The organism is Streptomyces sp. NPDC005955 (assembly GCF_042871255.1).
Classification (GTDB): Bacteria; Actinomycetota; Actinomycetes; order Streptomycetales; family Streptomycetaceae; genus Streptomyces.
This window is the reverse complement of the sequence record NZ_JBIAIF010000007.1, coordinates 88,848-100,636: the sequence shown is the minus strand read 5'-3', so window position 1 is coordinate 100,636 and position 11,789 is coordinate 88,848. Positions and strand designations below refer to the sequence as shown.

11 protein-coding genes are annotated in these 11,789 nt (G+C 70.1%); all 11 read right to left on the bottom strand.

What is annotated here, in order from left to right; translation table 11 throughout:
* Nucleotides 1–3: 3 nt before the first annotated feature.
* From nuoK to ACFYOU_RS18815, 11 genes are read right to left on the bottom strand one after another with little or no spacing between them, the layout of a single operon-like run.
* Nucleotides 4–303 (bottom strand): NADH-quinone oxidoreductase subunit NuoK, encoded by a 300-nt coding sequence (gene nuoK, locus ACFYOU_RS18865; RefSeq protein ID WP_385494999.1) that lies wholly within the window; start codon nt 301–303, stop codon nt 4–6.
* On the bottom strand, nt 300–1,112 hold the full coding sequence (locus tag ACFYOU_RS18860) for an NADH-quinone oxidoreductase subunit J (protein ID WP_385494998.1): 813 nt from the start codon (nt 1,110–1,112) through the stop codon (nt 300–302). Before ACFYOU_RS18860 ends, nuoK begins: the two co-directional genes overlap by 4 nt.
* Nucleotides 1,109–1,804, bottom strand: coding sequence for an NADH-quinone oxidoreductase subunit NuoI (gene nuoI, locus ACFYOU_RS18855; protein ID WP_391306939.1), 696 nt, complete (start codon nt 1,802–1,804; stop codon nt 1,109–1,111). The genes ACFYOU_RS18860 and nuoI overlap by 4 nt, the downstream gene beginning before the upstream one ends.
* Complete coding sequence (gene nuoH / locus ACFYOU_RS18850; RefSeq protein WP_389768492.1) at nt 1,797–3,191, bottom strand: NADH-quinone oxidoreductase subunit NuoH; 1,395 nt, start codon at nt 3,189–3,191, stop codon at nt 1,797–1,799. The genes nuoI and nuoH overlap by 8 nt, the downstream gene beginning before the upstream one ends.
* Complete coding sequence (locus ACFYOU_RS18845; RefSeq protein ID WP_391306936.1) at nt 3,188–5,704, bottom strand: NADH-quinone oxidoreductase subunit G; 2,517 nt, start codon at nt 5,702–5,704, stop codon at nt 3,188–3,190. Before ACFYOU_RS18845 ends, nuoH begins: the two co-directional genes overlap by 4 nt.
* Nucleotides 5,701–7,056 carry an NADH-quinone oxidoreductase subunit NuoF gene (gene nuoF, locus ACFYOU_RS18840; RefSeq protein WP_391306935.1) on the bottom strand — a complete coding sequence of 452 codons (1,356 nt, stop codon included), beginning with the start codon at nt 7,054–7,056 and terminating at the stop codon, nt 5,701–5,703. Before nuoF ends, ACFYOU_RS18845 begins: the two co-directional genes overlap by 4 nt.
* Nucleotides 7,053–7,853 carry an NADH-quinone oxidoreductase subunit NuoE gene (nuoE, locus tag ACFYOU_RS18835; protein WP_391306933.1) on the bottom strand — a complete coding sequence of 267 codons (801 nt, stop codon included), beginning with the start codon at nt 7,851–7,853 and terminating at the stop codon, nt 7,053–7,055. The genes nuoF and nuoE overlap by 4 nt, the downstream gene beginning before the upstream one ends.
* Before the next feature lie 44 nt (nt 7,854–7,897).
* Nucleotides 7,898–9,220, bottom strand: a complete 1,323-nt coding sequence (locus ACFYOU_RS18830) for an NADH-quinone oxidoreductase subunit D (protein WP_387003646.1) — start codon at nt 9,218–9,220, stop codon at nt 7,898–7,900.
* Complete coding sequence (locus ACFYOU_RS18825) at nt 9,220–9,954, bottom strand: NADH-quinone oxidoreductase subunit C (RefSeq protein ID WP_389768506.1); 735 nt, start codon at nt 9,952–9,954, stop codon at nt 9,220–9,222. Before ACFYOU_RS18825 ends, ACFYOU_RS18830 begins: the two co-directional genes overlap by 1 nt.
* Nucleotides 9,951–10,505, bottom strand: coding sequence for a NuoB/complex I 20 kDa subunit family protein (locus ACFYOU_RS18820; protein WP_385494988.1), 555 nt, complete (start codon nt 10,503–10,505; stop codon nt 9,951–9,953). The genes ACFYOU_RS18825 and ACFYOU_RS18820 overlap by 4 nt, the downstream gene beginning before the upstream one ends.
* A 35-nt stretch (nt 10,506–10,540) precedes the next feature.
* Nucleotides 10,541–10,900, bottom strand: coding sequence for an NADH-quinone oxidoreductase subunit A (locus ACFYOU_RS18815; RefSeq protein ID WP_073792966.1), 360 nt, complete (start codon nt 10,898–10,900; stop codon nt 10,541–10,543).
* Nucleotides 10,901–11,789 lie beyond the last annotated feature (889 nt).

Sequence of the window (11,789 nt, the reverse complement as noted above, 5' to 3'; positions counted from 1 at the left end):
CCCTTACAGCTTCATCAGGCTGGCGTCGTCGACCGAGGCCGAATGCCGGGAACGGAACAGCGACACGATGATCGCGAGTCCCACCACGACCTCGGCGGCGGCGACGACCATCGTGAAGAACGCGATGATCTGCCCGTCGAGGTTGCCGTGCATCCGGGAGAAGGCGACGAGCGCGAGGTTGCAGGCGTTCAGCATCAGCTCGATGCACATGAACACCACGATCGCGTTGCGTCGGATCAGTACGCCGGTGGCCCCGATGGTGAACAACAGGGCGGCGAGGTACAGGTAGTTGATCGGGTTCACTTCGACGCCTCCTCGGGCCGGGTCCGCTCCAGCCGGTCCTCGGAGCTCCGCTCGATGGCCTTCAGGTCGTCGAGCGCGTCCCGGGACACGTCACGGATCTGGCCCCGCGCGCGCAGCGTCTGGTTGACGGTCAGTTCGGACGGGGTGCCGTCCGGCAGCAGACCGGCGATGTCGACGGCGTTGTGCCGGGCGTAGACGCCCGGCGCGGGCAGCGGCGGCACGTGCGTGTTCGCGCGCACCCGCTGCTCGGCCAGCTCGCGCTGGGTCTTCGCCCGCTCGGTGCGCTCCCGGTGGGTGAGCACCATGGCGCCGACGGTCGCCGTGATCAGCAGCGCGCCGGTGATCTCGAAGGCGAAGACGTACTTGGTGAAGATGAGGGCGGCCAGCCCCTCGACGTTGCCGCCGGCGTTGGCCTGGGCGAGGCCCTGCGACTCGGTGATCGCGGCGTTGCCGATGCCCCCGATCAGCAGGGCGCCGAAGCCGAGGCCGCAGGCCACGGCCAACCAGCGCTGGCCCTTGATGGTCTCCTTGAGGGAGTCCGCGGCGGTCACGCCGACGAGCATGACCACGAAGAGGAACAGCATCATGATCGCGCCGGTGTAGACGACGATCTGGACGATCCCGAGGAAGTACGCGCCGTTGGCGAGGTAGAACACCGCCAGGATGATCATGGTCCCGGCGAGGCAGAGCGCGCTGTGCACCGCCTTGCGCATCAGGATCGTGCACAGCGCGCCGATGACGGCGACCGTTCCGAGGATCCAGAACTGGATCGCCTCACCCGTCGACGTGGCGGCGGCGAGCTGGTTCACTCCTGGCTCCCTTCCGCCCGCCGGGCCGCCGAAGCGCGCTGTGCCGACGGCTCGGGCACACCGCCCCCCGCGGCCTGGGCGGACTCGTCGCCCTCGGGCTTCTCGCCCTTGGAGACGGCCGCTTGGGGCACCGTCCCCGGAGCCGCACGGGTGATCAGGCCCTGGTAGTAGTCCTGTTCGTCGGCGCCCGGGAAGATCGAGTGCGGGCTGTCGACCATGCCCTCGTCCAGACCGGCGAGCAGCTGTTCCTTGGTGTAGATCAGGTTCTCGCGGCTGCTGTCCGCCAACTCGAACTCGTTGGTCATCGTCAGCGCCCGGGTGGGGCACGCCTCGATGCAGAGCCCGCACAGGATGCAGCGGGCGTAGTTGATCTGGTAGACGCGGCCGTAGCGCTCACCGGGCGAGTAGCGCTCCTCCTCGGTGTTGTCGGCGCCCTCCACGTAGATGGCGTCGGCCGGGCACGCCCAGGCGCACAGCTCGCAGCCCACGCACTTCTCCAGGCCGTCCGGGTGCCGGTTCAGCTGGTGACGGCCGTGGAAGCGGGGCGCCGTGGTCTTCGGCTGCTCCGGGTACTGCTCGGTCAGCCGCTTCTTGAACATCGCCTTGAACGTCACGCCGAAGCCCGCCACGGGGTTCTGGAACCCCTGCTTGGCCGCCCGGGTGTCGTCCGGCTCGGGGGATCGCTCAGCCATCGGACGCCTCCTTTCCGTCGGTGGTCCCGCCCACGGGTTGCTCGCTCGTCGGGTCCGGCCCGCCGCTGGTGACGAGCTCCCGCTCCCGCCGCGAACGCCTGCGCGGCACGGCCGGCAGCTCCTGGCCGGGCAGCGGGGGCACCGGGAACCCGCCCGCCAACGGGTCGAACGGCGGCGGTTCCACGGCCTGTTCGGCGGCGGTCCGGGCCCGGCCGCGGTCGCGGAAGATGTCCACCACGATCGACAGCAACAACAGGGCGAGGATGCCGCCGCCGACGTAGAGCGCGATGTCGGCGAAGTCGTAGTTCTCGTTGCGCAGGGTCCGCACGGTGGCGACGAGCATCAGCCACACCACGGAGACCGGGATCAGGACCTTCCAGCCGAGCTTCATCAACTGGTCGTAGCGGACGCGGGGCAGGGTGCCGCGCAGCCAGATGAAGAAGAACAACAGCAGCTGGACCTTGACGATGAACCAGAGCATCGGCCACCAGCCCTGGTTGGCGCCCTCCCAGAAGGTGCTGATCGGGTACGGGGCCCGCCAACCGCCCAGGAACAGCGTCACCGACACCGCGGAGACCGTCACCATGTTCACGTACTCGGCGAGCATGAACATCGCGAACTTGATCGACGAGTACTCGGTGTTGAAGCCGCCGACCAGGTCGCCCTCGGACTCCGGCATGTCGAACGGCGCCCGGTTGGTCTCGCCGACCATGGTGACCACGTAGATCAGGAACGACACCGGCAGCAGCACCACGAACCAGCGGTCCGCCTGCGCGTCCACGATCGCCGAGGTGGACATCGAGCCGGAGTACAGGAACACCGAGGCGAACGCGGCGCCCATGGCGATCTCGTACGAGATCATCTGCGCGCAGGAGCGCAGGCCGCCGAGGAGCGGGTACGTCGATCCGGAGCTCCAGCCGGCCAGCACGATGCCGTAGATGCCGACCGAGGCGACCGCGAGCACGTACAGCATCGCGATCGGCAGGTCGGTGAGCTGCATCGTGGTGCGCTGCCCGAAGATGGACACCTGGTTGTCGGCGGGGCCGAACGGGATCACCGCGATCGCCATGAACGCGGGCACCGCCGCGACGATCGGCGCGAGGACGTAGACCACCTTGTCCGCGCGCTTGACGATGACGTCCTCCTTCAGCATCAGCTTGATGCCGTCGGCGAGCGACTGGAGCATGCCCCACGGACCGTGCCGGTTGGGGCCGATCCGCAACTGCATCCAGGCGACGACCTTGCGCTCCCAGACGATGGACACCAGCACGGTCACCATCAGGAAGGCGAAGCAGAACACCGCCTTGATGACCACCAGCCACCACGGGTCGCGGCCGAACATGGACAGGTCTTCCAGGGCGAGCGACGTCAGCGCCGGGGGCGTCATGACTCCACCTCCGTACCCTCCTGTGACGCCGACGCCGGCGGGGCCGCCGGGCCGATCCGGACCAGGGCGCCGGGCAGCGCCCCGGTGTCGGCGGCGACGCCCGCGCCCGCCGAGTTGAGCGGCAGCCACACGACCCGGTCGGGCATCGGGGTCACCTGCAACGGCAGCGCGGTGCTGCCCGCGGGCCCGGTGACGGTGAGGACCTCGCCGTTCGCGACGCCCGCCTCGGCCGCGGTGGCCGCCGAGAGCCGGGCGACCGCGGCGTGCCGGGTCCCGGCGAGCGCGTCGTCGCCGTCCTGGAGCCGGCCCCGGTCGAGCAGCATCCGGTGGCCCGCGAGCACGGCCTCACCGGCGGCCGGGCGGGGCAGCGCGCCGCCGGCGGTCACCGGGTCGTCGGCCCGCGGACCGCTCCAACCGCCGAGCCGGTCCACCTCCCGGCGCAGGGTGACGAGGTCCGGCAGGCCCAGGTGGACGTCCATCGCGTCGGCGAGCATCTGGAGGACGCGCGCATCGGTGGGCGCCACCCGGCGGGACATCTGGTCGGGCTTGAGCGCGGCCTCGAACGGCCGGGCGCGGCCCTCCCAGTTGAGGAAGGTGCCGGCCTTCTCGGCGACCGCCGCGACCGGGAACACCACGTCCGCGCGGTCGGTGACCTCGCTGGGCCGCAGTTCCAGGCTGACCACGAACGCGGCCCCGTCGAGCGCGGCACGGGCGCGCGCCGGGTCCGGGAGGTCCTCGACCTCGACCCCGCCGACCAGCAGGGCGCCGAGCACTCCGTCCGCGGCGGCCGCCACCATCTCGGCGGTGTCCCGCCCCCGGCGGAGCGGGAGTTCGGCGAGGCCCCAGGCCGCGGCGACCTCGCCACGGGCCCGCGGGTCGGTGGCCGGCCGGCCGCCCGGCAGCAGCGTCGGCAGGACGCCCGCCTCGACCGCGCCGCGTTCGCCGGCCCGGCGCGGGATCCACACCAGTCGGGCGCCGGTCGCGGTGGCGGCCCGTGCGGCGGCCGTCAGACCGCCCTTGACCCCGGCGAGGCGTTCGCCGACGACCAGCACGGCCCCCTCGGTGCGCAGCGCCTCGGCGGCCCCGGTGCCCCCGGCCTCCAGACCGATCCCGGTGGCCAGGGCGTCCAGCCACTCGGTCTCGGTGCCGGGGGCGGCCGGCAGCAGGGTGCCGCCCGCCTTCTCCAGTCCCCGGCTGGCGTGGGTGGCGAGCGCGAACACCCGCTGTCCGTGGGTGCGCCACGCCTTGCGCAGCCGCAGGAAGACCCCGGGGGCCTCCTCCTCGGACTCGAAGCCGACGAGGAGCACGGCGGGCGCCCGCTCCAGCGTGCGGTACGTGAGTCCGCTGCCGTCGAGGTCCCGGCCGCGGCCGGCGACCCGGGCGGCCAGGAAGTCGGCCTCCTCGGCGCTGTGCACCCGGGCCCGGAAGTCGACGTCGTTGGTGTCGAGGGCCACCCGCGCGAACTTGCCGTACGCGTAGGCGTCCTCCACGGTCAGTCGCCCGCCGGTCAGCACCCCGGCCCGGCCGCGGGCCGCGGCCAGTCCGCGGGCCGCCGCGTCCAGCGCCTCCGGCCAGCTCGCGGGCTCCAGCTCACCGGTGTCGGCGTTGCGGACCAGCGGGTGGGTGAGCCGGTCGGGCCGCTGGGCGTAGCGGAACCCGAAGCGGCCCTTGTCGCACATCCACTCCTCGTTGACCTCGGGGTCGTCGGCCGCGAGGCGGCGCATGACCTTGCCGCGCCGGTGGTCGGTGCGGGTGGCGCAGCCGCCGGAGCAGTGTTCGCACACGCTGGGCGAGGACACCAGGTCGAAGGGGCGGGAGCGGAACCGGTAGGCGGCCGAGGTGAGCGCGCCGACCGGGCAGATCTGGATGGTGTTGCCGGAGAAGTACGACTCGAAGGGGTCGCCCTCGCCGGTGCCGACCTGCTGCAGGGCGCCCCGCTCGACGAGTTCGATCATCGGGTCGCCGGCGATCTGGTTGCTGAAGCGGGTGCAGCGGGCGCACAGCACGCAGCGTTCGCGGTCGAGGAGCACCTGGGTGGAGATGGGGACGGGCTTCTCGTAGGTGCGCTTCCTGCCCTCGAAGCGGGTGTCCGGGGCACCGACCGACATGGCCTGGTTCTGGAGCGGGCACTCACCGCCCTTGTCGCAGACGGGACAGTCCAGCGGGTGGTTGATGAGCAGCAGTTCCATCACCCCGCGCTGCGCCTTCTCGGCGACCGGGGAGGTGACCTGGGTGCGGACGACCATCCCGTCGGTGCAGGTGATGGTGCAGGAGGCCATGGGCTTGCGCTGGCCCTCCACCTCGACGATGCACTGGCGGCAGGCGCCCGCGGGGTCGAGCAGGGGGTGGTCGCAGAAGCGGGGGATCTCGATCCCGAGGAGTTCGGCGGCGCGGATCACCAGGGTGCCCTTGGGCACGCTGATCTCGACGCCGTCGACGGTCAGGGTGACGAGGTCCACGGGCGGGAGCACCGCGTCGCCGCCCCCGGAGGGGGTGCTCGTGGTGACCGTCATGCGTTCACCTCCGAGGTGTCGGCGGGGTTGTCGGCCCAGGCGGTGGACCGGGCGGGGTCGAAGGGGCAGCCCCGGCCGGTGATGTGCTCCTCGTACTCGGCGCGGAAGTGCTGGAGCGAGGAGAAGATCGGCGACGCGGCTCCGTCGCCGAGGGCGCAGAAGGACTTGCCGTTGATGTTGTCGGCGATGTCGTTCAGCTTGTCGAGGTCGCGCATCAGTCCGCGGCCGGCCTCGATGTCGCGCAGCAACTGGACGAGCCAGTAGGTGCCTTCGCGGCAGGGGGTGCACTTGCCGCAGGACTCGTGGGCGTAGAACTCGGTCCAGCGGGTCACCGCGCGCACCACGCAGGTCGTCTCGTCGAAGCACTGGAGGGCCTTGGTGCCGAGCATGGAGCCGGCGGCGGCGACGCCCTCGTAGTCGAGCGGGACGTCGAGGTGTTCCTCGGTGAGGATCGGGGTGGAGGAGCCGCCGGGCGTCCAGAACTTGAGGCGGTGTCCGGGGCGCATCCCGCCGCTCATGTCGAGCAGTTGGCGCAGGGTGATCCCCAGGGGTGCCTCGTACTGGCCGGGGCCGGCGACGTGGCCGCTGAGCGAGTACAGGGTGAAGCCCGGGGACTTCTCACTGCCGAGCGAACGGAACCATTCCTTGCCCCGGTTGAGGATCGCGGGAACCGAAGCGATGGACTCGACGTTGTTCACCACAGTGGGGCACGCGTACAGGCCCGCGACGGCAGGGAAGGGGGGGCGCAGTCGCGGTTGGCCGCGGCGACCTTCCAGCGAGTCCAGGAGAGCGGTCTCCTCGCCGCAGATGTACGCGCCGGCGCCGGCGTGGACGACGACGTCGAGGCCGCTGCCGAGGACGTCCTTGCCGAGGAAGCCCGCGTCGTACGCCTCGCGCACGGCCTCGTGCAGCCTGCGCAGCACGGGGACGACCTCACCGCGCAGATAGATGAAGGCGTGCTGCGAGCGGATGGCGTAGCAGGCGATGGCGATGCCCTCGATGAGGGAGTGCGGGTTGGCGAAGAGCAGCGGGATGTCCTTGCAGGTCCCGGGCTCCGATTCGTCCGCGTTGACCACGAGGTAGTGGGGTTTGCCGTCTCCCTGGGGGATGAACTGCCACTTCATCCCGGTGGGGAAGCCCGCGCCGCCCCGGCCGCGCAGGCCGGACTCCTTGACGTAGGCGATGACGTCGTCGGGCGACATGGCGAGGGCCTTGCGGAGCCCTTCGTAGCCCTCGTGCCGTCGGTAGACGTCCAGTGACCAGGACTTCTCCTCGTCCCAGAAGGCCGACAGAACCGGTGAGAGCAGTTTCTCCGGGTTGCTGTGGCTGATCTCCGGCGCCAAGGTCATCACGCTCCCTCCTCGGTGTCCCCGCTGGCCGGGCCCGCCGGGTGTGACGGGTCGGGTGCCGGCGTGTCCTGCGGTGTGTGCGGGGTCTGCGGTGTGTGCGGGTCGTGGTGTCCGGCGCGCGGGTGGACGACGCGGGCGGCGGACTCGCCGCGGGCCAGGCGCAGTCCGATCAGGGACGCGGGGCCGGCGCCGCCGGTCGCGTCCACGGCTCCGGCGCGCTCGTCGGGGAAGCCGGCGAGGATGCGGGAGGTCTCCTTGAAGCTGCACAGCGGGGCGCCGCGGGTGGGCTCGACGGTGGCGCCGGTGCGCAGGTCGTCGACGAGGCGCCGGGCGGAGGCGGGGGTCTGGTTGTCGAAGAACTCCCAGTTGACCATCACCACGGGGGCGAAGTCGCAGGCCGCGTTGCACTCGATGTGTTCGAGGGTGACCGTGCCGTCCTCGGTGGTCTCGCCGTTGTCGACGCCGAGGTGTTCCTTCAGGCTCTCGAAGATGGCGTCGCCGCCCATGACGGCGCACAGCGTGTTGGTGCAGACGCCGACCTGGTAGTCACCGCCCTGCTTGCGCCGGTACATCGAGTAGAAGGTGGCGACGGCGGTGACCTCGGCGGTGGTCAGGTCGAGCACGTCGGCGCAGAACCGCATCCCGGTCCGGGTGACGTACCCCTCCTCGGCCTGCACGAGGTGCAGCAGCGGCAGGAGCGCGGAGCGGGAGTCGGGGTAGCGGGCGATCAGTTCCTCGGCGTCCGCTTCGAGTCGGGAGCGGACGTCGGCCGGGTAGTCGGCGGCGGGCAGCTGGGGCATGCCCAGGCCCACCTCTCGGGGTGCGGGGTGAGCGGGTGTGGCGGTCACCGGTCGACGCCTCCCATCACGGGGTCGATGGACGCGACGGCGACGATGACGTCGGCGATCTGGCCGCCTTCGCACATCGCCGCCATGGCCTGGAGGTTGGTGAAGGACGGGTCGCGGAAGTGGACCCGGAAGGGGCGGGTGCCGCCGTCGGACACCACGTGCACGCCGAGTTCGCCCTTGGGCGACTCGACGGCGGTGTACGCCTGGCCGGCGGGGACCCGGAAGCCCTCGGTCACCAGCTTGAAGTGGTGGATCAGGGCCTCCATGGAGGTGCCCATGATCTTCTTGATGTGGTCGAGGGAGTTGCCGAGTCCGTCCGGGCCCTGGGCGAGCTGGGCGGGCCAGGCGATCTTCTTGTCCGCGACCATGACCGGGCCGGGCTCCAGCCGGTCGATGCACTGCTCGACGATCCGCAGTGACTGCCGCATCTCCTCCAGCCGGACCAGGAAGCGTCCGTAGGAGTCGCAGGTGTCGGCGGTCGGGACCTCGAAGTCGTACGTCTCGTAGCCGCAGTACGGCTGGGACTTGCGCAGGTCGTGCGGGAGGCCGGCGGAGCGCAGTACGGGTCCGGTGGCGCCGAGGGCCATGCAGCCGGTGAGGTCGAGGTAACCGACGTCCTGCATGCGGGCCTTGAAGATCGGGTTCCCGGTGGCGAGCTTGTCGTACTCGGGGAGGTTCTTCTTCATCTTCTTGAGGAAGTCGCGCAGGTGGTCGATCGTGCCGGGGGGCAGGTCCTGGGCGAGTCCGCCGGGCCGGATGAACGCGTGGTTCATCCGGAGGCCGGTGATCAGTTCGAAGATGTCGAGGATGAGTTCGCGGTCGCGGAAGCCGTAGATCATGATGGTGGTCGCGCCGAGTTCCATGCCGCCGGTGGCGATGCAGACCAGGTGCGACGACAGCCGGTTGAGCTCCATCAGGAGCACCCGGATCACGGTGGCCCGGTCGGGGACCTCGTCCTCGATGCCGAGCAGCTTCTCGACCGCCAGACAGTACGCCGCCTCGTTGTAGAACGGCGTCAGGTAGTCCATGCGGGTCACGAAGGTGGTGCCCTGGGTCCAGGTCCGGTATTCGAGGTTCTTCTCGATGCCGGTGTGGAGGTAGCCGATGCCGCAGCGGGCCTCGGTGACCGTCTCCCCGTCGATCTCCAGGATCAGTCGGAGCACCCCGTGCGTGGAGGGGTGCTGGGGACCCATGTTGACGATGATGCGCTCGTCGTCGGCCTTGGCGGCGGACTCGACGATCTCGTCCCAGTCGCCACCGGTGACCGTGTAGACGGCGCCTTCGGTCGTTTCCCTCGGGAAGGCAGATGAAGTGGTCATCAGGAGTACGACCTCCGCTGGTCGGGAGCCGGGATCTGGGCGCCCTTGTACTCGACGGCGATGCCGCCCAGGGGGTAGTCCTTGCGCTGCGGGAAGCCCTGCCAGTCGTCCGGCATCATGATCCGGGTGAGTGCGGGGTGGCCGTCGAAGACGATGCCGAAGAAGTCGTACGCCTCGCGCTCGTGCCAGTCGTTGGTGGGGTAGACGCGGACCAGCGAGGGGATGTGCGGGTCGGCGTCGGGGGCCGAGACCTCCAGGCGGATCAACCGGTTGTGGGTGATCGAGCGCAGGTGGTAGACGGCGTGCAGTTCGCGGCCCCGGTCCCCGAGGTAGTGCACCCCGCTGACGCCGGTGCACAGTTCGAAGCGGAGCGCCGGGTCGTCGCGCAGGATCTGGGCGACGCGCACCAGATAGCCGCGCTCGATGTGGAAGGTCAACTCGTCGCGGTCGACGACCGTCTTCTCGATCGCCTCCTCGGGGACGAGACCCTGTTCCTCCAGGGCGCCTTCGAGTTCGTCGGCGACCTCGTCGAACCAGCCGCCGTAGGGGCGGGTGGCCTCGCCGGGCAGCCGCACCGAGCGGACCAGCCCGCCGAAGCCGGAGGTGTCCCCGGTGCCCCCGGCGCCGAACATGCCGCGCTGGACGCGGATCTCCTCGCCGTGGTCGCCGCGCTGGCCCGGGAGGTTCTGGGCGTTGAGTTCCCGGTCGGGGTTCACGCCGTTGCCCTCGCTCATCGCAGCAGCCCCTTCATCTCGATGGTCGGGAGCGCCTTGAGGGCCGCTTCCTCCGCCTCGCGGGCCGCCTCCTCGGCGTTGACGCCGAGCTTGGAGGTCTGGATCTTCTCGTGCAGCTTGAGGATCGCGTCCAGCAGCATTTCGGGCCGCGGCGGGCAGCCCGGCAGGTAGATGTCCACGGGCACGACGTGGTCGACGCCCTGGACGATCGCGTAGTTGTTGAACATGCCGCCCGAGGACGCGCAGACGCCCATCGAGATGACCCACTTGGGGTTCGGCATCTGGTCGTAGACCTGCCGCAGCACGGGCGCCATCTTCTGGCTGACGCGGCCGGCGACGATCATCAGGTCGGCCTGGCGCGGTGAACCGCGGAACACCTCCATGCCGAAGCGCGCGAGGTCGTAGCGGCCCGCGCCCGTCGTCATCATCTCGATCGCGCAGCACGCGAGGCCGAAGGTGGCGGGGAAGACGGACGCCTTGCGCACCCAGCCCGCGGCCTGTTCGACGGTGGTCAGCAGAAATCCGCTCGGCAGTTTCTCTTCGAGTCCCATGGGTGGCTCCTAGACCCTTCTGTCCCTCGCGGGTTTCAGTCCCATTCCAGGCCGCCGCGCCGCCACACGTACGCGTAGGCGACGAAGACGGTGAGCACGAAGAGCAACATCTCCACGAGCCCGAAAAGACCCAGGGCGTCGAAGCTGACGGCCCACGGGTACAGGAAGACGATCTCGATGTCGAAGATGATGAAGAGCATCGCCGTCAGGTAGTACTTGATCGGGAACCGCCCGCCGCCCGCTGGCGTCGGTGTCGGTTCGATACCGCATTCGTACGCTTCGAGCTTCGCCCGGTTGTATCGCTTTGGACCGATAAGCGTGGCCATGACCACGGAGAAGATCGCAAAGCCTGCCCCGAGGGCTCCCAGTACGAGGATGGGCGCATATGCGTTCACCGCTCCTCGCTCCTCTCAGTCGGCATTGACTGCTTCGGCGGTCCCCCCGCGACCACGGGGCCGGGGAGGCTTCGAACCCGTCACCCGCCCCATGCGCCCCACGAGCCCTGCGGAACTCTCCCGTCCCGTAGGCCCCATGAGCCTCTGCCACCTCGGGAAGCCCCCCAGGTCACTCCCGGAGCGCCTACCAAGATCGCGTGCATGTGAAGCAGGTCACAAGCCCAACTGCGGTGCATCCTATGCCTGTGGGTCTGTGATCTGCGACACGGGGGTCTTGATCAGCTTTGTGATCTCCACCACCCGGCGAAGGATCATCAAGTCGGATGAGCAGTGATCTTCGTACGCGAAGCGGCGGTGCGGTCACGAGACGTGACAAGTTGGCTCGTCGGCGCAGGTGAAACGGGGTTTGCACTATCAAGCGATGCACCGTTCAGGCAAATTCGCGCTGGACGCAATGCCTTGATAGTGGAGTCGCGTTCACATCCGCCCTCTTCCGACCCGGCTCTGTGAACGCGATGTGAACACCCGCCCGCCGGGCGCCACTACGCGCTCCCGTTCACGAGCGGCGACGCTTCAGCCACCCCAGAACACCTCTCACGCCACATCCGTCACAGAGGCGATGTCACCGGGACGATCCATCTGAATCAGAACCTTCGGGACGGTCGACGCGACGAGCGCGGCCGCGCGACGCCCACCCCCCGACGACGACACCCCGACAGCGGGTGGTGACGGAGGGCGACGGCGACGCACAGCGACGGAGCTGCCGCGGTGTGCGAGGATGGGAACGAGGGGAGGCACCGACGCGATCGAGCTGCCGGAAGCCGTCCGCGAGCACGACGAGAGGCCCCCTCTGTGACCTCCGTCACACGACACGCCCTGTGTGACTTAC